This window comes from Pseudomonas sp. R1-1 (genome assembly GCF_051132135.1).
Taxonomy (GTDB): Bacteria; Pseudomonadota; Gammaproteobacteria; order Pseudomonadales; family Pseudomonadaceae; genus Aquipseudomonas.
In genome coordinates, this window is record NZ_CP071663.1 from 446290 (window position 1) to 466830 (window position 20541).

At 61.0% G+C, this 20541-nt stretch carries 23 protein-coding genes; 11 read left to right on the forward strand and 12 right to left on the reverse strand.

From position 1 onward, the window contains the following. Positions 1-113: 113 nt before the first annotated feature. Both J3P75_RS02045 and J3P75_RS02050 read right to left on the reverse strand, forming a co-directional pair. Positions 114-659 (reverse strand): twin-arginine translocation pathway signal protein, encoded by a 546-nt coding sequence (locus J3P75_RS02045; protein WP_434709161.1) that lies wholly within the window; start codon positions 657-659, stop codon positions 114-116. A gap of 29 nt (positions 660-688) precedes the next feature. Beyond that, positions 689-2119 (reverse strand): coniferyl aldehyde dehydrogenase, encoded by a 1431-nt coding sequence (locus tag J3P75_RS02050; protein WP_434709162.1) that lies wholly within the window; start codon positions 2117-2119, stop codon positions 689-691. A gap of 147 nt (positions 2120-2266) precedes the next feature. Between J3P75_RS02050 and J3P75_RS02055 the strand changes: the two genes are divergently transcribed. Next, entirely contained in the window at positions 2267-2938 is a 672-nt protein-coding gene (locus tag J3P75_RS02055; protein ID WP_122596593.1) for a TetR/AcrR family transcriptional regulator, read from the forward strand. Between the two features lie 30 nt (positions 2939-2968). Beyond that, positions 2969-3823: a sulfurtransferase gene (locus tag J3P75_RS02060; RefSeq protein WP_434709163.1), complete on the forward strand. Its 855-nt coding sequence runs from the start codon at positions 2969-2971 to the stop codon at positions 3821-3823. Positions 3824-3921: 98 nt separating this feature from the next. On the opposite strand, the gene J3P75_RS02065 is transcribed toward J3P75_RS02060, so the two are convergent. The 4 genes from J3P75_RS02065 to J3P75_RS02080 all read right to left on the reverse strand — a co-directional run bounded on the left by J3P75_RS02065 (position 3922) and on the right by J3P75_RS02080 (position 8437). After that, the gene (locus J3P75_RS02065) at positions 3922-4917 is read right to left on the reverse strand and encodes a hydrolase (protein ID WP_434709164.1); all 996 of its coding nucleotides are present in this window, start codon (positions 4915-4917) and stop codon (positions 3922-3924) included. A gap of 67 nt (positions 4918-4984) precedes the next feature. Next, on the reverse strand, positions 4985-5599 hold the full coding sequence (gene rsmD, locus J3P75_RS02070; RefSeq protein ID WP_434709165.1) for a 16S rRNA (guanine(966)-N(2))-methyltransferase RsmD: 615 nt from the start codon (positions 5597-5599) through the stop codon (positions 4985-4987). After that, positions 5599-7089, reverse strand: a complete 1491-nt coding sequence (locus tag J3P75_RS02075) for a M16 family metallopeptidase (protein WP_434709166.1) — start codon at positions 7087-7089, stop codon at positions 5599-5601. Before J3P75_RS02075 ends, rsmD begins: the two co-directional genes overlap by 1 nt. Further along, the gene (locus J3P75_RS02080; protein ID WP_434709167.1) at positions 7082-8437 is read right to left on the reverse strand and encodes a M16 family metallopeptidase; all 1356 of its coding nucleotides are present in this window, start codon (positions 8435-8437) and stop codon (positions 7082-7084) included. Before J3P75_RS02080 ends, J3P75_RS02075 begins: the two co-directional genes overlap by 8 nt. A 344-nt stretch (positions 8438-8781) precedes the next feature. Between J3P75_RS02080 and ftsY the strand changes: the two genes are divergently transcribed. The 4 genes from ftsY to rpoH all read left to right on the forward strand — a co-directional run bounded on the left by ftsY (position 8782) and on the right by rpoH (position 12932). After that, entirely contained in the window at positions 8782-10272 is a 1491-nt protein-coding gene (gene ftsY / locus J3P75_RS02085; protein WP_434709168.1) for a signal recognition particle-docking protein FtsY, read from the forward strand. Then, positions 10269-10940: a cell division ATP-binding protein FtsE gene (gene ftsE, locus J3P75_RS02090; RefSeq protein ID WP_090287173.1), complete on the forward strand. Its 672-nt coding sequence runs from the start codon at positions 10269-10271 to the stop codon at positions 10938-10940. Before ftsY ends, ftsE begins: the two co-directional genes overlap by 4 nt. Continuing rightward, positions 10937-11962, forward strand: a complete 1026-nt coding sequence (ftsX, locus tag J3P75_RS02095; RefSeq protein WP_434594666.1) for a permease-like cell division protein FtsX — start codon at positions 10937-10939, stop codon at positions 11960-11962. The genes ftsE and ftsX overlap by 4 nt, the downstream gene beginning before the upstream one ends. 115 nt (positions 11963-12077) lie before the next feature. Further along, on the forward strand, positions 12078-12932 hold the full coding sequence (gene rpoH / locus J3P75_RS02100) for an RNA polymerase sigma factor RpoH (RefSeq protein ID WP_007913617.1): 855 nt from the start codon (positions 12078-12080) through the stop codon (positions 12930-12932). A gap of 179 nt (positions 12933-13111) precedes the next feature. On the opposite strand, the gene mtgA is transcribed toward rpoH, so the two are convergent. After that, complete coding sequence (gene mtgA / locus J3P75_RS02105; RefSeq protein ID WP_434709169.1) at positions 13112-13834, reverse strand: monofunctional biosynthetic peptidoglycan transglycosylase; 723 nt, start codon at positions 13832-13834, stop codon at positions 13112-13114. A 74-nt stretch (positions 13835-13908) separates the two neighbouring features. Between mtgA and J3P75_RS02110 the strand changes: the two genes are divergently transcribed. From J3P75_RS02110 to J3P75_RS02130, 5 genes are all read left to right on the forward strand, one after another. Next, complete coding sequence (locus J3P75_RS02110; protein WP_090287167.1) at positions 13909-14289, forward strand: DUF423 domain-containing protein; 381 nt, start codon at positions 13909-13911, stop codon at positions 14287-14289. Positions 14290-14359: 70 nt separating this feature from the next. Continuing rightward, a complete protein-coding gene (gene thiS / locus J3P75_RS02115; RefSeq protein ID WP_172604520.1) occupies positions 14360-14560 on the forward strand; it encodes a sulfur carrier protein ThiS in 201 nt (66 codons plus the stop codon). A gap of 61 nt (positions 14561-14621) precedes the next feature. After that, positions 14622-15416, forward strand: a complete 795-nt coding sequence (locus J3P75_RS02120; protein ID WP_203419852.1) for a thiazole synthase — start codon at positions 14622-14624, stop codon at positions 15414-15416. Between the two features lie 9 nt (positions 15417-15425). Beyond that, positions 15426-16151 (forward strand): tRNA (guanosine(46)-N7)-methyltransferase TrmB, encoded by a 726-nt coding sequence (trmB, locus tag J3P75_RS02125; RefSeq protein ID WP_253496804.1) that lies wholly within the window; start codon positions 15426-15428, stop codon positions 16149-16151. A gap of 188 nt (positions 16152-16339) precedes the next feature. Beyond that, positions 16340-17128: a hypothetical protein gene (locus J3P75_RS02130; RefSeq protein ID WP_434709170.1), complete on the forward strand. Its 789-nt coding sequence runs from the start codon at positions 16340-16342 to the stop codon at positions 17126-17128. Positions 17129-17251: 123 nt separating this feature from the next. Here J3P75_RS02130 and J3P75_RS02135 read toward each other — a convergent pair whose 3' ends face one another. From J3P75_RS02135 to J3P75_RS02155, 5 genes are all read right to left on the reverse strand, one after another. Next, positions 17252-17800 (reverse strand): RNA 2'-phosphotransferase, encoded by a 549-nt coding sequence (locus J3P75_RS02135; protein WP_434709171.1) that lies wholly within the window; start codon positions 17798-17800, stop codon positions 17252-17254. A 144-nt stretch (positions 17801-17944) separates the two neighbouring features. Further along, positions 17945-18268, reverse strand: a complete 324-nt coding sequence (locus J3P75_RS02140) for a DUF3392 domain-containing protein (RefSeq protein WP_003229134.1) — start codon at positions 18266-18268, stop codon at positions 17945-17947. Between the two features lie 27 nt (positions 18269-18295). Then, positions 18296-19501: a radical SAM family heme chaperone HemW gene (gene hemW / locus J3P75_RS02145; RefSeq protein ID WP_434709172.1), complete on the reverse strand. Its 1206-nt coding sequence runs from the start codon at positions 19499-19501 to the stop codon at positions 18296-18298. Next, positions 19498-20094, reverse strand: coding sequence for an RdgB/HAM1 family non-canonical purine NTP pyrophosphatase (gene rdgB, locus J3P75_RS02150; protein WP_434709173.1), 597 nt, complete (start codon positions 20092-20094; stop codon positions 19498-19500). The genes hemW and rdgB overlap by 4 nt, the downstream gene beginning before the upstream one ends. After that, on the reverse strand, positions 20091-20525 hold the full coding sequence (locus J3P75_RS02155; protein WP_434709174.1) for a DUF4426 domain-containing protein: 435 nt from the start codon (positions 20523-20525) through the stop codon (positions 20091-20093). Before J3P75_RS02155 ends, rdgB begins: the two co-directional genes overlap by 4 nt. Positions 20526-20541: the final 16 nt, after the last annotated feature.

Genomic DNA, 20541 nt, shown 5'->3' on the forward strand with positions numbered 1-20541 from the left:
TATTTTTGGATGCAAGGTGTGGCGACTGGCCCCTTCGCGAGCAGGCTCGCTCCCACATTGGAATGCGACCCCCTGTGGGAGCGAGCCTGCTCGCGAAGGCCGCGCCGCCGATCTCAAACCGTGGGCGGGCCGGGATATCCGCAGTGCGCCCAGGATTCCGGGCGCGTGTACCACGCCATCATCACCATCTGCTGCAACGAGCTATGGCCCATGCGCAACAGGCTCAGCGAGCTGTTTTCCCAGCGCTGGAGAAAATGCCGCATGGCCGCGGGGCTGGCGTTTTCCCAACTGCCCCAGATGCCGGTGAGCGGCCCGCGGGTGACGGCCATGCCCAGCACGTCGAACAGTTGCCGGGTGAGCTTGAGCATTTCTGGCGACAGGTGATCGAGGCTGTAATCCAGCGACTGGAGCGTGCCCTCGACCGCCGTCGGCAGCTTTTCTGCCGCGACGGCGCCGTCGAGCATCACCGGAATCAGCGCGCGCAGAAACAGCAGATCGCCGTCGCGCAGTGAGACAAAACCGTTGGCGGCGATGCTCGACGAGCAACCACTGAGGCTGGCCCCGAGGCCGGCGGTGGCGAGGAAGGCCGTTGCGCCGAGGCTGAATTTCAGCAGGCCACGGCGCGACAGCGCGGGTGTTGCAGTCAGGCTTGGGTGCATTGTTGTTATTACCCGGCGGTGACCAGCGTTTAGCGAATGAACAGCTTCTGAATCAGCTTCTGCACGGTTTTGCCGTAGGGCGGGTAGATCAGCCTGGCGGCGTTGAAACGCTGTTTGATCAGCACGCCTTTGGCTTTGCTGAACGTCAGGAAACCTTCGTGACCGTGGTAATGACCCATGCCGGACGCACCGATGCCGCCGAACGGCATGTCGTCCTGCGCGACATGCAGCAGCGTGTCGTTGAGGCAGACGCCGCCGGAATGGGTTTCATGCAGCACGCGCCGCTGTTCGCGTTTGTCGTAGCCAAAGTAGTAAAGAGCCAGAGGACGTGGGCGCTGATTGATGTAAGCAAATGCCTGCTGCAAATCCCGATACGGCACGATTGGCAGCAGTGGGCCGAAGATTTCGTCCTGCATCACGGTCATGTCATCGCTGACATTCAGCAGCACGCTGTGCGGCATGCGCCGGCCCTGGCCCTGTTCGAACAGCGGAATCAGCAGCGCGCCCTTGCTGGTGGCATCGCTGATGTAGCCGTTGAGACGCGCCAGCTGACGCTCGTTGATGATCGCCGTGTAGTCCGGATTATCGGCGAGCGTCGGGTAAAAACCCTGTACGGCCTGGCGATAGGCTTCAACGAACGCACCGACGCGATCTTCCGGCACCAGCACGTAATCCGGGGCGACGCAGGTCTGCCCGGCGTTCAGGGTCTTGCCGAAGGCGATGCGCTCGGCGGCGTCCTTGAGCGGCACGTCGTGCGAGACGATGGCCGGGGATTTGCCGCCCAGTTCGAGGGTCACCGGGGTGAGGTTTTCCGCCGCGGCGCGCATCACATGTTTGCCGATGCTGGTGGCGCCAGTGAACAGCAAGTGATCGAAGCGCAGGCGGGAAAATGCCACGCCGACATCGGCCTCGCCAAGCACCACGCAGACCAGATCCTCGGGGAAGATGCGCGCCAGCAGCTGCTTGAGCAGTTGCCCGGTGGCCGGGGTCGACTCGCTGAGTTTGAGCATGACCCGATTGCCCGCCGAGAGCGCGCCGACCAGCGGGCCGACGGCCAGATACAATGGGTAATTCCACGGCACGATCACGCCGACCACGCCCAGCGGCTGATACACCACTTTTGCCGACGCCGGCTGGAAGGCCATGCCGACCTTGCGCCGTGAGGCTTTCATCCAGCCTTTGAGATGGCGGCTGGCGTAATGGATGCCGTGCAGGCTCGGCATCAGTTCAGCGAGCAGGGTTTCATCGGCGCTGCGATGGCTGAAATCCGAACTGATGGCCGCAGTCAATGCCTGCCGTTCGCTGCTGAGCAGATCCGCCAGTGCCTTGAGCCATTGCTGGCGCTGCGCGGCGGGCGGCATCGGATTGGCGGCGTAGGCGGCACGTTGCGCCTCGAACAACCGATCAAGCTCGGCCAGCGCGGGCTGCAACGTTTGCAGGTAGGCAATATCGGCAGTCATGCTCTGCTCCGGATTTTATTGTAGTGACGAACTTTTTAGAGTCTATGCTCTAGAAAGTCAAATGACTTCCATGCACAGCGGTGTTTTATCCATTTCCGGTTAGGTCGTAAGATGCCCCTACACGCACCCTGAATTAAAGCTCAAGCCATGGCCCCACGAATAAAAACCAGCGAGCGTATCGTGCTCAACAGCCTCGAACTGTTCAATCAACAGGGCGAGCGCAGTATCAGCACCAATCACATTGCCGCCCACATGGAGATTTCTCCGGGCAATCTGTACTACCACTTCCCCAACAAGCAGGCGATCATCGCCGTGCTGTTCAGTGAGTACGAAAGCCTGGTCGACAGCTTTTTGCGCCCACCGCAGGGCCGCGCGGCGACGGTCGAAGACAAGCGTTTCTATCTTAAGGAACTGCTCTCGGCGATGTGGCGCTACCGCTTTTTGCACCGCGACCTTGAGCATCTGCTCGACAGCGATCCGGAACTGGCCGCGCGATACCGACGCTTCTCCCAGCGCTGCGTGATTCAGGGCGCGGCGATCTACGAAGGTTTCGTTGCTGCCGGGATTCTCGACATGGACCGCGTGCAGATCGAATCACTGACTCTCAACGCGTGGATCATCCTGACTTCGTGGGTGCGCTTCTTGTGCACCACCCGGGAAAACTCCAACCACCTCAGTGAACAAGCCATCAAGCGTGGCGTGTATCAGGTGCTGGTGCTGGAAGCCGGGTTTGTCACCGCGCAGGCGCGCGACGAGGTCAATGCACTGTTCGAAGAATTCTACGTGCCGCTGGCCCAGGCCCTCGAAGACGTCAAATAAGCCTTTTGTGTTGATACCCAGGAGCCCGTTATGCCGATTGCGCAACTGATCAGCCCCGTCGCACTGGACGCCCGCAAGGCGCAGCCGGGGCTGGTGATCCTCGATTGCCGTTTCGCCCTCGAAGACCCGGACTACGGTCAGCGCAGCTACGCCGAAGGGCATATCGCCGGGGCGAGCTTCGCCGATCTCGAACGGGACCTGAGCGGCAAAGTCATCAAGGGCGTGAGCGGCCGTCATCCGCTGCCCGAGCCGGCGGCGCTGATCGAGCGCCTGCAGGATTGGGGCATCAGCAATGACAGCGACGTGGTTCTCTACGACGACGGCCCGGGTGCCTACGCGGCACGGGCGTGGTGGTTGCTGGCGTGGCTGGGCAAGCGCGACGGCGTGTTCATTCTCGACGGCGGGCTCAAGGCCTGGCATGCGGCCGGGCTGCCGCTGAGTCTGGATCCGCCGGCCATTGCTCGTGGCAATTTCAGCGGCGAGCCGGACATGAGCCTGCTGCTCAGCGCCGAGCAATTGCAGCAGCGTCTTGGTCACCCGTCATTGACCTTGATCGATGCCCGCGCACTGCCGCGCTTCAAAGGCGAAGTGGAACCGATCGATCCGGTCGCCGGGCACATTCCCGGTGCACAGTGCGCGGCGTTCACCGACAACCTCGGCAGCGACGGGCGCTTTCAGCCGGCCGATCAGCTCAAGCGGCGTTTTGCGGCGAAACTCGGCGATCGCTCGCCATCGGAGTTGGTCGCCTACTGCGGCTCGGGGGTGACGGCGTGTCATAACCTGTTCGCCCTGTGCCTGGCCGGTTATCCGCTGGGTGCGCTGTATGCCGGGTCGTGGAGCGAGTGGATCAACGAGCCATCGCGAGGCATTGCCACGGGCGAATAAACAACGCGTACCCCTGTAGGAGTGAGCCTGCTCGCGATAGCAGTGTGTCAGTTAAAGATGAAGTGACTGACAGGACGCCATCGCGAGCAGGCTCACTCCTACACTGGCCGTGTGCGCAACCACTGCGGAATTCGCCGCTCCAGGTAATAACCGGGCGTGCGAACCGAGCCATCGACAAACCCGACATGCCCGCCGCGCGGCTGCAGCTCGAATTGCGTGCAGGCCGACAGTTCATCGGCCTGCGGCAGGCTGTGCGGGAATACGAACGGATCGTCGGCCGCCTGAATGATTAGCGTCGGAGTGCGAATCTCACCGAGGAAATAGCGACTCGAGGCGCGGCGATAGTAATCCTCGGCGTCGTTGAAACCATGCAATGGCGCGGTGATGCGGCCATCGAAATCCCAGAACGTGCGCATGTTTTCCAGCGAACCGAGCGCCGCCAGTTTCGCCAGGCCATCCTCACGACCGTCATGCTGAAACTGCCGCTGCTTGTTCTTGATGTAAGCGACCATCTCACGCATGAAGTGCGCCTGATAAACCTTGGAAAAACCCTGGCCGATACGGTCGGCGCACTGATCGAGGCGAAACGGCACCGACACCGCCACCGCACCCTGCAGGCCACTGGCGCTACCGGTCTCGCCCAGATGCTTGAGCAGAACATTGCCGCCGAGCGAGTAGCCGACCGCAAACAACGGCGCCAGCGGGCGTTTCGCATGCAGGTGTTTGATGGTCTCGGCCAGATCTTCGCTGGCGCCGGAATGGTAGCTGCGCGGCAGCAGGTTCGGTTCGCCCGAGCAGCCACGCCAGTTCAGCGCAACGCTGGCCCAACCCTGATCAGCCAAGGCCTTTTGAATGCCCGCCACATAAGGCGAGTTGGAAGAGCCGGTCAGCCCGTGCAACACCAGCACCAATGGCGCTTCGGCGCTGTGCGGACCATGCCAGTCGAGATCGAGAAAATCGCCGTCCTCCAACCACAGACGCTCGCGCTCGCGTTCGATGTGCACGGTTTTGCGCCACAGCGGCCCCCACAAAGTCTGTAAGTGCGGATTGCCGAGACCGAAGGCGGGAGTGAAACGCTCTGAGGAAGGGGGCACGATGATTCTCGATGTGCGTAGGGCAAGGGAGCAGGCTCCCTTGCCACAGGTTGTCGCTCGCTACAGGTCAGGCGTCGATGTGCGTCGAACGCTGCCACAGCGCATAGTAGACCCGACCGGACTTCTGCTCGCGGTGCAGGCGCCAGTTGCCCGGCAGGCCGAGGGTCGACGGCGCGGTTTCGCTTTCAGTGTAGATCCACGAATCGGTCGCCAGCCACTGTCGCTCTTCCAGCAGCGAGCACACCGCCGGCAGCAGGTTCTGGTTGAACGGCGGGTCGAGGAATACCAGATCGAACGGCGTTGCGGTCTGGGTTTCCAGATAACGCAAGGCGTCGGCGGTCTGCACCTGGCCGGTGGTGCAGCGCAGGGTGCCGAGGTGTTCCTTAAGGCTGGACACGGCGATGTTGCTCGTGTCCAGTGCCTGGCCCATCGCCGCGCCACGGGACAGCGCTTCGAGAAACAGCGCGCCGCTGCCGGCGAACGGGTCGAGTACCTTGGCCCCTTCAACGTACGGCGCCAGCCAGTTGAACAGGGTTTCGCGCACACGGTCCGGCGTCGGGCGCAGGCCCGGCGCGTCGGGGAAGCTCAGCTTGCGGCTGCGCCATTGGCCGCCAATGATGCGCAACTGGTTCACACCGTTGTGGACGTTGTGCGCAGGTTTTTTAGGGGTACGAGTCGCCATTAATGCTCCGGAACCCCGAGCGGTTGCTCGGCAGGTTTATCAGATGGGGCCGGTAACGGCTTTTGCGGCACGGTCGGGCCAGCGGTGACGATGACCATTTTGTCCGTGCTCAGGTGTTTGTTCAGCGCGTCGCGCACTTGTTCGACGGTCAGGCTCTGCGACTGACGCATGAAATCGTCGAGATAGCTCAGCGGCAGATTATAGAAGCCCATCGCCCCGAGCTGGCCGACGATATCGGCATTGCTCGCAGTGGACAGTGGGAAGCTGCCGGCCAGTTCGCGTTTGGCGTCGTCGAGTTCTTTCTGCGTTGGCCCGGTTTTCAGGTAATCGGCGAGTACGTCCTGCACCAGTTTCAGGGTGCCTTCGCTCATTTCCGCGCGGGTCTGCAGGTTGATCATGAACGGACCGCGAGCCTGCATCGGGCTGAATGCCGAGTACACGCCGTAGGTCAGGCCACGTTTCTCGCGCACTTCACTCATCAGGCGTGTGCCGAAGCCGCCGCCACCGAGGATCTGGTTGCCCATCGACAGCGCGGCGTAATCCGGGTCGTCACGGTCGATGCCCAGTTGCGCGAGCATCAGGTTGGTCTGTTTCGACGGAAACTCGATGTGGTTGACGCTGGCTTTCGGCTCCTGCGGTGCCGCGATTTTCGCCAGCGCCGGGCCTTTTGGCAGTGCGCCGGACACCTGATTGGCAATCGCCTCGGCTTCGGCGCGCGACAAGTCACCGACCAGGGCAATCACCGCGTTGCCGGCGGCGTAAGCCTTGGCGTGAAAATCACGCAACTGCGCCAGGGTGATCTTCGGCACGCTTTGCACGTTGCCGTCGCTTGAATGCGCGTACGGGTGATCGCCGTACAAACGCTTCATCAGCTCGAGGCTGGCGAGTTTGCCGGGGTTCTGTTTCTGGTATTCGAAACCGGCAAGCATCTGGTTCTTGATGCGCGCGAAGGAGTCGGCGGGGAAGGTCGGTTTGCCAACCACTTCGGCAAACAGCTTCAGCGCCGGTTCACGTTTGTCGGCCGCGCTCAGGCTGCGCAACGAAGCGAGCGCCATGTCCTTGAACGCGCCGTTGCCGAAATCCGCACCGAGACCTTCAAAACCCTGCGCGATGGCGCCGACATCTTTGCCAGCGACACCTTCGTTGAGCATCGCGTTGGTCAACACCGCCAGTCCCGCTGCGTTGCCGTCCTGACTGCTGCCGGCGGCGAAAATCAGGCGCATGTCGAACATCGGCAGCTCATGGGCTTCGACGAACAGCACCTTGGCGCCCTGGGTGGTGGTCCAGGTCTGCACGTCGAGCGTGCGGCTGGCCGGCGCCTTGCCGTCGAGTTCGGCCAGCGATTGCAGTTTCTGCGTGGACTTGGCGTTATCCAGCGCTTCGCTGGCATGGCTGTCGGCGCTCGGCGACAGATAAACTGCTGCCGAGCCGATTACCGCGACAGCGATCAGGCCAAGCAGCATCAGGCGTGGGGCTTTGCGCTCACTCATGAGTCGTCTCCAAAGGCAGGACATGGGCGACGCTGAGACGTTCGCGGGTGAAATACTTTTTCGCGGCGTTCTGGATGTCTTGCGGGGTCACGCTTTCCAGATCGGCCAGCTCGGTGTCCATCAGCTTCCACGACAGACCGACCGTTTCCAGTTGGCCGATGGCGGTGGCCTGGCTGGTGATCGAATCACGTTCGAACACCAGACCGGCGATCACCTGCGCACGCACGCGCTTCAGCTCTGCGGCCGACGGCGCGGTGGTCTTCAGCTGCTCTAGGAGTTTCCACAACCCGGCTTCAGCCTGAGCGATGGTCTTTTTCTTCTGCGTATTTGGGGTCGCCGACAGGGTGAACAGACTGTCACCGCGGGTGTAGGCGTCATAGTCCGACGAGCCGCCGGAGACCAGCTCTTCGCCGCGTTCCAGTTGCGCCGGGATGCGCCCGCTGTAGCCGCCGTCGAGCAGCGCCGAGATCAGGCGCAGGGCGTTGACCGAGCGTTTGTCATCAGCAGTAGCAATGCTCGGCACGTTGAAGCCAAGCATCAGGCTCGGCAGTTGGGTTTGCACGCGCAGGGTGATCTGGCGTTCGCCGGGCTCGGCCAGTTCCAGCGGTTTTTTCGCCGGTGGCACGTCGCGTTTGGCGACCGGGCCGTAGTAGCGCTGGGCGAGGGTTTTCACTTCGTCCGGAGTGACGTCACCGACCACGACCAGCGTGGCGTTGTTCGGCGCATACCAGGATTGGTACCAGTGGCGCAGTTCCTCGACTTTCATACGGTCGAGGTCAGCCATCCAGCCGATGGTCGGCGTGTGATAACCGCTGGCCGGATAGGCCATGGCCTTGTAGCGCTCGTAGGCCTTGGACATCGGCTTGTCATCGGTGCGCAGGCGGCGCTCTTCCTTGATGACTTCGATCTCCTTGGCGAACTCGTCGGCCGGCAGGCGCAGGTTGGCCATGCGGTCGGCTTCCAGCTCAAACGCCACGCCGAGGCGATCGCGGGCCAGCACCTGGTAATAAGCCGTGAAGTCGTCGCTGGTGAACGCGTTCTCTTCGGCGCCGAGGTCGCGCAGGATCAGCGAAGCTTCGCCGGGGCCGACTTTTTCGCTGCCCTTGAACATCATGTGCTCGAGCGCGTGGGACAGACCGGTCTGGCCCGGAGTCTCGTAGCTGGAGCCGACCTTGTACCAGATCTGCGAAACGACCACCGGCGCACGATGGTCCTCGCGCACGACGACCTTGAGGCCGTTGTCGAGGGTGAATTCATGGGTCGGTTGCGGGTCGGCCGCCAGGGCCGAAAGGGGCAGGCAGACTGCGCTGAGCAGCAGGCCAGCAGCGCGGCGGGCTAGAGCATTCATTCGTTTTTCAACCTGTTGGGCTGCCCGCTTGGTCTTAGCGTCGGCGGGCGAGAGGGTGCTAGGATACTGATCCGTTTTACCGGCGACCACGCCTATCAGGCTTCGAACGCTGATCGGGCTGTATGGGTTCATGGCAGAATGCTGCGGTTTATCAACTAAACTTAGCGTTTTCGCCGATTTTTACCGGTTTAACCCTTCGTTAAAACGATCCTTGAGGTGCCTTCGGCGCCTCGACAAAATGTTGCGCGTGAACAAGCTGGGTGAAACACAGTCTGTTCTGCATCGAATATTTATTTGCCGGGGCGCCCTTATGGCGCGTCGCTACCGTGAGATAGCCGTCCTCCATGTTTGGTTCCAACGACGACAAGAAGAGCCCAGCTGCGGCTGGCGAGAAGAAAAGCCTGTTCGGATGGCTGCGGAAAAAACCGCAGGAACCCGTCGTCGAACAGCCGCCCGCGATTGCCGAGCCCGCGCCGGCTCCTGCTATAAAAGAAGAATCTGCGCCGATCGTGCTGCCGATCGCCGAGCCGGTGTTGCAGCCGGAGGTCGCGGCCGAGCCTGAAGCGCCAGTGGCTGCGGAGTTGCCGCTGACGCCGGCCGCCGAGCCTTGGCTGACCTTGCCGGTAGCGGAAGAACCGGTGGCCTTCGTTGAAGAGGCAGCGCCGCATGTGACGCCGGTAATCCCCGCGCCGGCTGCAGAGGTCGCCGAGGAGCCTGTAGCGCAACCGGTTGTTGAACACGCGCCGGTCATTTCCGAACCCGTCGCCCCGGTTGTCCCGCCGTCCGAGCCTGCACCTGCACCTGCACCTGCACCGGTTGCCGCTGCGCCAGCTGTCGCTCCGATCGTGCCGGTCGAAGCGCCGGCAGAAACACCCGTCGAAGCCCCGCGCACCGAAGAAACCAAGGCCGGTTTCTTCGCCCGCCTCAAGCAAGGCCTGTCGAAGACCAGCGCCAGCATCGGCGAAGGCATGGCCAGCCTGTTCCTCGGGCGCAAGACCATCGATGACGATTTGCTCGACGACCTCGAAACCCGTCTGCTCACCGCCGACGTCGGCGTCGAAGCCACCACGCAGATCATCCAGCGCCTGACCCAAAAGGTTGCGCGCAAAGAGCTGGCCGACGCCGATGCGCTGTACAAGTCGTTGCAGGCCGAGCTGGCAGCCATGCTCAAGCCGGTCGAACAGCCGCTGAAGATCGCCTCGCAGAACAAGCCGTTCGTGATTCTGGTGGTCGGCGTCAACGGCGCCGGTAAAACCACCACCATCGGCAAGCTGGCGAAGAAGCTGCAACTGGAAGGCAAGAAAGTCATGCTGGCCGCCGGTGATACCTTCCGTGCCGCAGCAGTCGAGCAATTGCAGGTCTGGGGCGAGCGCAACAAGATTCCGGTCATCGCCCAGCACACCGGTGCCGATTCGGCTTCGGTGATCTTCGACGCCGTGCAGGCCGCCAAGGCTCGTGGCATCGATGTGTTGATCGCTGACACCGCCGGTCGTCTGCACACCAAAGACAACCTGATGGAAGAGCTGAAAAAGGTGCGCCGGGTCATCGGCAAGCTCGACGCTGACGCGCCGCACGAAGTGCTGCTGGTGCTCGACGCCGGCACCGGGCAGAACGCGATCAACCAGGCCAAGCAATTCAACCAGACCGTTGAACTGACCGGCCTGGCCCTGACCAAGCTCGACGGCACCGCCAAGGGGGGGGTGATCTTCGCCCTCGCCAAGCAGTTCGGTCTGCCGATTCGCTACATCGGCGTCGGTGAAGGCATCGACGACTTGCGTACTTTTGAAGCAGAACCCTTTGTCCAGGCACTGTTTGCCGAGCGGGAGCGTTCATGATTCGTTTCGAACAGGTCGGTAAACGCTACCCGAACGGTCACGTCGGCTTGCATGAGCTGAGCTTTCGAGTGCGTCGTGGCGAGTTCCTGTTTGTCACCGGTCACTCCGGTGCTGGTAAATCCACCCTGTTGCGCCTGTTGCTGGCGATGGAGCGACCGACCAGCGGCAAGCTGCTGCTCGCCGGGCAGGACCTGAGCACCATCAGCAATGCGCAGATTCCGTTTCTGCGCCGGCAGATCGGCGTGGTGTTCCAGAATCACCAGTTGCTGTTTGATCGCACCGTATTCAATAACGTCGCCTTGCCGTTGCAGATCCTCGGCCTGTCCAAGGTTGAAATCGCCAAGCGCGTCGATTCGGCGCTGGAGCGTGTAGCGCTGTCGGATAAAACCGATCTGTACCCCGGCGACCTGTCCACCGGTCAGCAACAGCGCGTCGGCATCGCCCGCGCCATCGTCCATCGCCCGGCCTTGCTGCTGGCGGACGAACCGACCGGTAACCTCGACCCGCGTCTGGCGGCGGAAATCATGGGTGTGTTCGAAGACATCAACCGTTTGGGCACCAGCGTGCTGATCGCCAGTCACGACCTGGCACTGATCGCGCGCATGCGTCACCGCATGCTCACACTGCAACGCGGCCGCTTGATTGGCGACGGGGAGGCCGGGGTATGAGTGCGACACGCAGCCCGAAGGTTTCCGAACGTGTGGCCCCGAAAGCCGCCGATCCGCAGCCGCCGAAAAAGAAAAAACACGACGATGACGATGGCCCGGACTTCGCCACGCTGTTCCGTGCGTGGATTGAAAGTCACCGCGCCAGCCTGCTCGACAGCCTGCGTCGCCTCGGCAAGCAGCCAATCGGCAGCTTCTTCACCTGCATGGTGATGGCCGTTGCGTTGAGTTTGCCGATGGGCCTGTCGCTGCTGCTGAACAATGTCGAACGTCTCGGCGGTTCGTGGCAGCGCGCGGCGCAGATCTCGCTGTACCTGCAACTCGACGCGACGCCGGAGCAGGGTGAGTCGTTGCGCGAGCAGATCAAAGGCATGCCCGGCGTCGCTGATGCTGAATATGTCGGCCGCGATCAGGCGCTCGAGGAGTTCCAGCAGCAGTCCGGCCTCGGCGAAGCCCTGCGTGAGCTGCCCGAGAACCCTTTGCCCGGTGTGGTGCTGGTGACACCGAACGAAGTCGACAAGCCGACACTCGAAGCATTAAGACAAAAACTTTCCGAGCTGCCCAAGGTACAACAGGCGCAACTTGATCTAGTCTGGGTCGAACGTCTGGCCGCCATCCTCAAGCTGGGCGATCGGTTTGTCTTCGGTCTGACGGTGCTGCTGGTTTCTGCATTACTTTTGGTGATAGGCAATACCATTCGTCTTCATATTGAAAACCGCCGAACCGAGATAGAAGTGATTAAACTCGTCGGCGGCACTGACAGTTATGTACGGCGTCCCTTCCTTTATATGGGCGCGTTGTATGGCTTCGGTGCAGGGCTTTTGTCCTGGGGTGTATTGGCGTTCGGCCTGAACTGGCTGAACGATGCGGTGGTTGGACTAGCCGGCTTGTACGGCAGTGATTTCGCCCTGGCCGGTGTGCCAGCGGCCGACGGTCTGTCGCTCTTGCTTGGCGCGGTGCTGTTGGGTTATATCGGTGCATGGATTGCAGTCGCACGTCATCTCAGGGAGCTGGCGCCGAAGTAGAATCTTTTTTGCGCGTGATTGACCTTGCGGTTTTTATGGGAACTTGTACCTGAGTTCCCGGTCAATTTTTCGCAGTGCCGAGAGGCACGAGTATGTAAGTGGGAGGTTTTTTCGCATGACCAATTCTTTGCAACCTGCGTACGCGTTGGTTCCGGGTGCGAACCTGGAAGCCTATGTGCACACCGTGAACAGCATTCCATTGCTGACGCCGGAGCAGGAGCGTGAACTGGCCGAGAGTCTCTACTATGAGCAGGATCTGGGGGCGGCTCGGCAGATGGTGCTCGCCCACCTGCGATTTGTCGTACACATTGCCCGTAGCTATTCCGGCTACGGTCTGGCTCAGGCTGACCTGATCCAGGAAGGTAACGTCGGTCTGATGAAGGCCGTGAAGCGCTTCAATCCGGAAATGGGTGTGCGTCTGGTGTCGTTCGCCGTGCACTGGATCAAGGCGGAAATTCACGAGTTCATCCTGCGCAACTGGCGCATTGTGAAAGTCGCGACCACCAAGGCCCAGCGCAAGCTGTTCTTCAACCTGCGCAGCCAGAAGAAGCGTCTGGCGTGGCTGAACAACGAGGAAGTCCACCGTGTAGCGGAAAGCCTCGGCGTCGAGCCGCGAGAAGTACGCGAGATGGAAAGTCGCCTGACCGGCCATGACATGGCCTTCGACCCGGCCGCGGAAGCGGACGACGATAGCGCTTTCCAGTCGCCGGCCAATTACCTGGAAGACCACCGGTACGACCCGGCGCGTCAGCTGGAAGACGCTGACTGGAGCGACAACTCCAACAGCAACCTGCACGAAGCGCTGGAAGTGCTGGACGAACGCAGCCGTGACATCCTCTACCAGCGCTGGCTGGCCGAGGAGAAAGCCACGCTGCACGACCTGGCGCAGAAATACAACGTGTCGGCCGAGCGGATTCGTCAGCTTGAGAAAAGCGCGATGAACAAGCTCAAATTGTCGATCGCCGCGTAACCGGCGCCCGGCAAACAAAAACGCCCCGATCAGCGATGATCGGGGCGTTTTTATTTCCGATGCCGCACAAAACCCCTGTAGGAGTGAGCCTGCTCGCGATAGCGGTGTATCAGGCGAAATCTTCGTTACTGACACACCGCTATCGCGAGCAGGCTCACTCCTACCTTTGATCTTCGGTGCTATTCAGACCAAGGCGCCCGCCGCGAATCATTGAGCCCAAACAGATAACTATCCCCGCCCAACTGACTCATCTGCTGACGAATCCACCCGGCCCGGCGCGACACATAACCGGTCGGATGGCTCGCGCTCCATACCCGCGGATTAGGCAACACCGCCGCCAGATAACTCGCCTGCTGCCGCGACAGCGACTTTGCACTCACGCCAAAGTGATGACGAGCCGCCGCTTCGGCGCCAAACACGCCGTCATCCCATTCAACGCTGTTCAGGTACACCTCAAGAATCCGCTGCTTGGGCCAGAACACCTCGATCAGCGCAGTGAACCAAGCCTCGAGCCCTTTGCGCAGATAACTGCGTCCGGCCCAGAGAAAGAGGTTTTTCGACACTTGCTGACTCAGGGTGCTGGCGCCGCGAATCGAACCGCCCAGCTCGTTATGGGCCAGCGCCGCCTGAATGGCGCGCAGATCAAAGCCCCAATGCTCGGGGAATTTCTGGTCTTCGCCGGCAATCACCGCCACTTTCAGATCGTCGGAGATCTCGTCCCACGGCTTCCAGGTGCGCTGCAGGTCGATCGGCTCGCCGTCGATCCACGATTCAACCTTGCGCTCGACCATCAGCGCGGTGCCCGGTGGCGGCACGAAGCGAAACAGCAGCACCAACAGGATGCTGCCACCGACGAACCAGAGCAGGGCCTTCACAAGACGACGGAATATTGAACGCAGCATAGAGATGGCTTGGCCGAACCGGTGGAGCGGGCCATTATACAGACCCTGCCGATTGCGTCTGACTGGAGTTCCCAATGCTGCGTGGCTTTTTGATGCTGGCTGCTTTTTTCGGTTTCACCGGGGTCGCATTGGGCGCGTTTGCCGCCCACGGCCTGAAAAATCGCCTGACCCCAGAATATCTGACGATCTTCCACACCGGCGTCACTTATCAACTGGTGCACACCCTCGCGCTGTTCGGGGTCGCGCTTCTCGCCACGCAGATTCCGGGGCGGCTGATCACTTGGGCCGGCGTGTCCTTTGCCGTCGGCATTCTGTTGTTCTCCGGCAGCCTGTACCTGTTGACCCTGACGGGCATCAGCAAGCTCGGCATCATCACGCCGTTCGGTGGCCTGGCCTTTCTCGCCGGCTGGGTATGTCTCGGCCTCGCAGCGTGGCGTTTGCAGCCGACCGCTTGACGCTTGGTACTGACCTTTAGGTCATGATCGGGCTAGAATGCCAGCCCCTAAAATGATGGCGGCGTTGTGCATGCGCATTCAATTGAACGGCGAACCCCTTGAATTGCCCGACGGCGAGACCGTTGCGGCGCTGATTACCCGCCTGGAACTGACCGGACGCCGGGTAGCAGTTGAACTCAATCTGGATATCGTCCCGCGCAGCCAGCATGCCGAGACCACGCTTAATGACGGCGACAACGTCGAAGTGGTGCACGCCATCGGCGGCGGTTAATCGGCCCGGCCCGCAAGGGCACAGAATTCTGCAAGACCCTCACTCCTAAAGAGGATTCCTTATGAGCATCGTTCGTAGCGACAAGCCTTTTGTGCTGGCCGGTCGTACCTACCAGTCGCGTTTGCTGGTCGGTACCGGCAAGTACCGTGACATGGAAGAAACCCGTCAGGCCATCGAAGCCTCGGGTGCCGAGATCGTCACCTTCGCCGTGCGCCGCACCAACCTCGGTCAGATCGAAGGCGAGCCGAACCTGCTCGACGTGCTGTCGCCGGAGCGCTACACCTTCCTGCCGAACACTGCTGGTTGCTACGACGCCATCGAAGCCGTGCGCACCTGCCGCCTGGCCCGTGAGCTGCTCGACGGCCACAACCTGGTGAAGCTGGAAGTGCTGGCCGACCAGAAAACCCTGTTCCCCAACGTGATCGAAACCCTCAAGGCCGCCGAAACGCTGGTCAAGGAAGGCTTCGACGTGATGGTCTACACCAGCGATGACCCGATCATCGCCCGGCAACTGGCGGAAATAGGCTGCATTGCGGTGATGCCCCTGGCCGGTCTGATCGGTTCGGGTCTGGGCATCTGCAACCCGTACAACCTGCAGATCATTCTCGAAGAAGCCAAGATTCCTGTGCTGGTCGATGCTGGTGTCGGCACTGCGTCCGACGCGACCATCGCCATGGAGCTGGGTTGTGACGCCGTACTGATGAACTCGGCCATTGCCCACGCTCAGCAGCCAGTGCTGATGGCGCAAGCCATGCAACACGCCATCGTCGCGGGTCGTCTGGCCTACCTCGCTGGCCGTATGCCGAAAAAACTCTATGCCAGCGCCTCTTCGCCGCTGGATGGTCTGATCAAGTAAGAGCCATTGATGACTGAATCGAACGACACGCCTGTCCAGCCGGACGAAGGCGATGAGCGCCAACACCGCCGCATCAAGAGTTTCGTGATGCGCGCCGGGCGCATGACCGAAGGCCAGCAACGCGGCCTGGACCAGGGCGCGCCGCTGTACGTGCTGCCGCTGGCTGATGCGCCGGTCGATTACGACCAGGTCTTCGGCCGCTCGGCACCGCGCTCGCTGGAAATCGGTTTCGGCATGGGCCACTCGCTGCTGGAAATGGCCGCGGCCGCACCGGAGCAGGATTTCATCGGCGTCGAAGTGCACCGTCCGGGTGTCGGCGCGCTGCTCAATGGCGTACTGACGCAGGGCCTGACCAACCTGCGGGTTTACGACTGCGACGCGATCGAAGTGCTCAATCGCTGCATCGCCGACAACAGCCTCGATCGCCTGATGCTGTTTTTCCCCGATCCATGGCACAAGAGTCGTCACCACAAGCGCCGCATCGTTCAGGCGTCCTTCGCTGAACTGGTGCGCAGCAAGTTGAAGGTCGGCGGCATTCTGCACATGGCCACCGACTGGGAACCGTACGCCGAATACATGCTGGAAGTGATGAACGTCGCCCCGGGCTACCGCAACCTTGCCGAAGACGGCAAATGCGTGCCGCGCCCGGCCGAACGCCCGATCACCAAGTTCGAACGCCGCGGCGAACGTCTTGGCCACGGCGTGTGGGATCTGAAGTTCGAAAAGCTCGCTTAAGCATCACGCAATAAAAACTGTGGGAGCGAGCCTGCTCGCGAAAGCGGTCTGATCGTCAACGATGATGTTGAATGTTAAGACGTCTTCGCGAGCAGGCTCGCTCCCACAGTTGTTTCTGGCGTTTGCTCAAGTTTGTTCATGAACCGCCGAAAGCTCCAAGCCCCCTCATTTGTAAAGGAAGACAAATCTTGAAAGCCATTTTTGCCTGCACGCTGGTTCTCGGCCTGCTTTTTTGCGGAGCATGCGAACGGGTTGTCACCCCTGAAGAATATTTCGCCAGTGCGCAGAGAACCGCGCAAAAAATCGAGCGTGAAGCCAATGAACGCATCAAGCGGGAGGCCGCCGGGGAAAGCGTTCAATACACACCCGAACAGCTGCGAATTGCTGAGGGCGATCTCGAAGCTCTTGTCGGCAGTCTCAAGCATGCGTCGGACGGCGGGCATACGCTGGCCACTTACTTTCTGGCCAGCCTGCAGGACAACCCGATGTTTTCCGAGCAGACGCGCCTACAGACCTGCGGCCTTTATCAAAAGGCTATGAGTGATGGATTGGTGGCGGCTGCGGTGGGTTATTACCATCTGTGCGACAAGGCGTATGAACGATTTGATGCGCAAAATCCTGATCATTTGAAATTCTTGCAATCTCTCGAGCAGTTGCTGCTCAAGCCTGATACGCATGCTGACGACTATCCGTTGCAGGCCAAACGTTCGTTGTGTTTCGAAGAAAACGGAGCGCCTGCCGGCAAGGTCGGGCCGATTGCCGCCATGCGAGCCCGCGCAGCTGGCTTGGTATTGTCCGAAGACCAGTTTCGGGCTGAGGCCTACTACATACTCGCGTTGACTCGTGTAAACGGCAGCGATCTGCGCGACAGCGGGAATATCGAACACTTGGATAAAGCGATAGCGCTGGGCTGCAAGGATTCCATTGGCCTCAAGGCGATTCTTCAGGCGCAGAGCCGCTTATCGAAGAATCAGTGAACCAAGGCCCGATAGTGGGAGCGAGCCTGCTCGCGAAGAGGGGTGTCAGTCGGCGTGAATGTTGAGTGTCAAACAGCTATCGCGAGGAGGCTCACTCCTACAGTAGTTATGAGTGTCTCGGATTTACAGTTTGATCATGAAGTGGGGGGGTACGTGGTCTGTCAGCCATACGCCGTTTTCGGCCTGATAGAACTTGAAGCCTTCTTCCTGCATTTGCTGCGCGGCGATTTCAAGGATCACCACGCTGCCGTAGCGTTGACCTACCGAAGTGGCAGTGGCGATTTCTTCCGAAAGATGCACATGATGGCGTGATCCAGGGATTAAACCTTGTTCATTGATTGAATCGAGAAAACGCGTCGCTGTGCCGTGATACAGCATTTGCGGTGGGTGTTTCTCGTCGAACTGCAACTCGACAGTCTCCGTCGAATGGCCCTGAACAGCGCGGATGCACAAGCCGTCAGTGGAAATCGAGAAACGCTTCTTGTCGCTACTCGCCACCACAGCTTCAATCAAAACACGATCTAGGGTACGTCCGTCTCGGGCCGCGCCACTAATCAGTGCGTTGATATCTGCCCAGCCATGCGAATCCAGCGTCAGACCAATCTTTTGAGGTTCGTGGCGCAGTACGTAGCTGAGAAATTTGCTCGTTTCATCCAGCAGTTTTTTACTCATGTCCTTCCTTGAATGAGCCAATGATCGTTCCCACGCTCTGCGTGGGAATGCAGCCCAGGACGCTCTGCGTCCCAAAGCGGACGCAGAGCGTCCATTGAGGCATTCCCACGCGGAGCATGGGAACGATCACAAGCGGCTGAAAGATTAGCGGCGGTCAGCGACGACGCCGATCAGCACCAGCACCACCAACAACACCGGCGCGAGGCTGTAGTTGTTGAACTGGCTCAAGCCCTTCACTACCCACGGCGTGGCGTAGATCAGTGCGGCGCCGCTGCCGATCACGCACAGCAGGGCCATCAGCGGTACGCGCAGGGCGCCGGCGATGCTGCCCAGGCGTTGCTCGACCCAGCCTTTGAAATCCGCACCGAACAGCACCAGCAGGCAACCGACCAGTGCCAGGGCGATTTCCGAGAGGTTGCTGCGGCTCCAGCGGGAGACGGTGGCGAGCAGGTCGAGTATCAAATCCATGGGTTTATCCTTAGGCCGCCGTTGGGCTCAGCTCAGAAATTGTTGCAGCAAGTCGTTGAGGAACAATTGTCCGCGCTCGGTGGCCGCCAGACGTGACGGTTCGACCTGCATCAGGCCGCTTTGTTCGGCCTCGCGTCGGCCTTCGGCAAGCGTGTCCAGCGACAAGCCGGTGCGCTCCGGGTAGAGGCGTGATTCGACGCCCGCAGTCAGGCGCAGCGCGTTCATCAGGAAGTCGAACGGCAGCTCATCGTTGCTCAAGGCTTTTTCGCCGGCCTGAAAGTTTTTTGCCGGGTTGAGATAGTCCTTGGGCAGCCGGGTTTTCCAGGTGCGCACGATGCGCCCGTCCGGGTGGCTGAGCTTGCCGTGCGCACCGGCGCCGATGCCGATGAAGTCGCCGAAGCTCCAATAATTGAGGTTATGCCGCGCCGGTTTACCGGGCTGGGCGTAGGCCGACACTTCGTACTGCGCGTAACCGTGCTCGGCCAGCAGCGCTTGCCCTGCTTCTTGGATGTCCCACAGCGTGTCGTCTTCCGGCAGCACTGGCGGCTGGTTCCAGAACACCGTGTTTGGCTCTAGCGTCAGTTGATACCAGGAAATGTGCGTCGGCCGCAGTTCGATGGCCTGGCGCAGATCGCTCAAGGCATCGTCCAGCGATTGATCGGGCAGGCCGTGCATCAGGTCGAGATTGAAGTTATCGAACCCGGCCTGGCGCGCCATACCGGCGGCGCGCACCGCTTCGTCGCCGTTGTGGATGCGCCCGAGCGCCTTGAGTTTTTCCTGCTGGAAGCTCTGGATGCCAATCGACAACCGGTTGATGCCGAGCTGGCGGTAGGCGACGAACTTTTCTTGCTCGAAGGTCCCCGGATTTGCCTCAAGGGTGATTTCGATGTCGTCGGCAAACGGAATGCGCTGCTCGACGCCCTGCAACAAACGCCCAAGCGCCTCGGCGCTGAACAGGCTCGGAGTCCCGCCGCCAAAGAAAATCGAGGTCAGCTCACGGCCATACGCCGCATGCAAATCCTGATCGAGGTCGGCGAGCAAGGCGTCGACGTATTCCTGCTCCGGTAGCACGGGGCTTGCGGTGTGCGAGTTGAAATCGCAATACGGGCATTTGCGCACGCACCACGGAATATGGATGTACAACGACAGCGGCGGCAGCGTTGGCAGCGGTGCCCGAGGCGAGGAGGCAGCGCCGCCGACAATCAGCGACGACGCATTAGCGTCACGGGTCATTGCAAACCCAGACGCTGGCGCAGCAGCACCATGGCGCGGGCGCGGTGGCTTATCTGGTTCTTGTCGGCCGGGCTCAGCTCGGCGCTGGACACGTTACGTTCCGGCACCCAGAACAGCGGGTCATAACCAAAACCGTGTTCGCCGCTGGCCGCGGTCAGAATCCGCCCATGCCACAGGCCTTCGCAGAGAATCGGCAACGGATCGTCAGCGTGACGCACCAGCGCCAGCACGCAAACGAACTGCGCGCCGCGCTCGGCTTCCGGCACGTCCTTCAGCGCATCGAGCAGTTTTGCGTTATTTGCCGCATCGCCCTTGCCGTCGGCGTAGCGCGCCGAATAGATGCCCGGCGCACCCCCGAGGTAATCCACTGCCAGACCGGAATCGTCGGCCAGCGCCGGCAGCCCGGAAATGCGTGCAGCGTTGCGCGCCTTGAGGATCGCGTTTTCGACGAACGACAGACCGGTCTCTTCCGGCTCGACCTTGCTCCACTCGCCGATCGAGCGCAGTTGCACCGAGTCGCCGAGCATCGCTTGAAGTTCTTTGAGTTTGCCGGCGTTATGGCTGGCCAGTACGAGCTGCTTGATGTTCATCATTCGCCGGGAAAGAGTTCTTGGTTGAAATTGAGGGTGTTGATCCTGTCGCCGTTCTGCACCTTGATTTCAAAGGTGCGGGTTTCCTGCTGCGGCACCGGATACTGGGCGATGTAGTAGATCGCCCCCTGTTCGGTGACCTGACGGAATTTCAGCGGCACGCTGGCGCTGGTCAGGTCTTTGACCGTGCCGGTGACGCTGGCGATCACTGGTTTGCCGTCCTTGATCACCGAGACGTTGATTACGCCCTGGTTCTTGCTGCGGATCAGCTCGGCAGCCTTGGCGATGTCCGGTTGCAGGTACGTCGAGTTGAAGGTGTTGTAGTGCACCGTGACGTCGCCGAAGGTTTCCTTGCGCTCGCCTTTGATGACGCCCGCCGCCAAGGCGCTGGCGCTCAGGCAGGCAGTCAGTAACAACAACGCTAGACGACTCATGTTCGTGCTCCTCGAA

Excerpts from the sequence above, each read along its gene's own strand:
- rpoH (WP_007913617.1), top strand. The coding sequence starts at position 12,078 with ATGACCAATTCTTTGCAACCTGCGTACGCGTTGGTTCCGGGTGCGAAC.
- J3P75_RS02075 (WP_434709166.1), bottom strand. The coding sequence starts at position 7,089 with ATGAGTGAGCGCAAAGCCCCACGCCTGATGCTGCTTGGCCTGATCGCT.
- hemW (WP_434709172.1), bottom strand. The coding sequence starts at position 19,501 with ATGACCCGTGACGCTAATGCGTCGTCGCTGATTGTCGGCGGCGCTGCC.
- J3P75_RS02045 (WP_434709161.1), bottom strand. The coding sequence starts at position 659 with ATGCACCCAAGCCTGACTGCAACACCCGCGCTGTCGCGCCGTGGCCTG.
- ftsX (WP_434594666.1), top strand. The coding sequence starts at position 10,937 with ATGAGTGCGACACGCAGCCCGAAGGTTTCCGAACGTGTGGCCCCGAAA.
- J3P75_RS02135 (WP_434709171.1), bottom strand. The coding sequence starts at position 17,800 with ATGAGTAAAAAACTGCTGGATGAAACGAGCAAATTTCTCAGCTACGTA.
- J3P75_RS02140 (WP_003229134.1), bottom strand. The coding sequence starts at position 18,268 with ATGGATTTGATACTCGACCTGCTCGCCACCGTCTCCCGCTGGAGCCGC.
- J3P75_RS02155 (WP_434709174.1), bottom strand. The coding sequence starts at position 20,525 with ATGAGTCGTCTAGCGTTGTTGTTACTGACTGCCTGCCTGAGCGCCAGC.
- J3P75_RS02055 (WP_122596593.1), top strand. The coding sequence starts at position 2,267 with ATGGCCCCACGAATAAAAACCAGCGAGCGTATCGTGCTCAACAGCCTC.
- J3P75_RS02060 (WP_434709163.1), top strand. The coding sequence starts at position 2,969 with ATGCCGATTGCGCAACTGATCAGCCCCGTCGCACTGGACGCCCGCAAG.
- rdgB (WP_434709173.1), bottom strand. The coding sequence starts at position 20,094 with ATGATGAACATCAAGCAGCTCGTACTGGCCAGCCATAACGCCGGCAAA.
- J3P75_RS02050 (WP_434709162.1), bottom strand. The coding sequence starts at position 2,119 with ATGACTGCCGATATTGCCTACCTGCAAACGTTGCAGCCCGCGCTGGCC.
- thiS (WP_172604520.1), top strand. The coding sequence starts at position 14,360 with ATGCGCATTCAATTGAACGGCGAACCCCTTGAATTGCCCGACGGCGAG.
- ftsY (WP_434709168.1), top strand. The coding sequence starts at position 8,782 with ATGTTTGGTTCCAACGACGACAAGAAGAGCCCAGCTGCGGCTGGCGAG.
- trmB (WP_253496804.1), top strand. The coding sequence starts at position 15,426 with ATGACTGAATCGAACGACACGCCTGTCCAGCCGGACGAAGGCGATGAG.
- mtgA (WP_434709169.1), bottom strand. The coding sequence starts at position 13,834 with ATGCTGCGTTCAATATTCCGTCGTCTTGTGAAGGCCCTGCTCTGGTTC.
- ftsE (WP_090287173.1), top strand. The coding sequence starts at position 10,269 with ATGATTCGTTTCGAACAGGTCGGTAAACGCTACCCGAACGGTCACGTC.
- J3P75_RS02110 (WP_090287167.1), top strand. The coding sequence starts at position 13,909 with ATGCTGCGTGGCTTTTTGATGCTGGCTGCTTTTTTCGGTTTCACCGGG.
- J3P75_RS02080 (WP_434709167.1), bottom strand. The coding sequence starts at position 8,437 with ATGAATGCTCTAGCCCGCCGCGCTGCTGGCCTGCTGCTCAGCGCAGTC.
- rsmD (WP_434709165.1), bottom strand. The coding sequence starts at position 5,599 with ATGGCGACTCGTACCCCTAAAAAACCTGCGCACAACGTCCACAACGGT.
- J3P75_RS02120 (WP_203419852.1), top strand. The coding sequence starts at position 14,622 with ATGAGCATCGTTCGTAGCGACAAGCCTTTTGTGCTGGCCGGTCGTACC.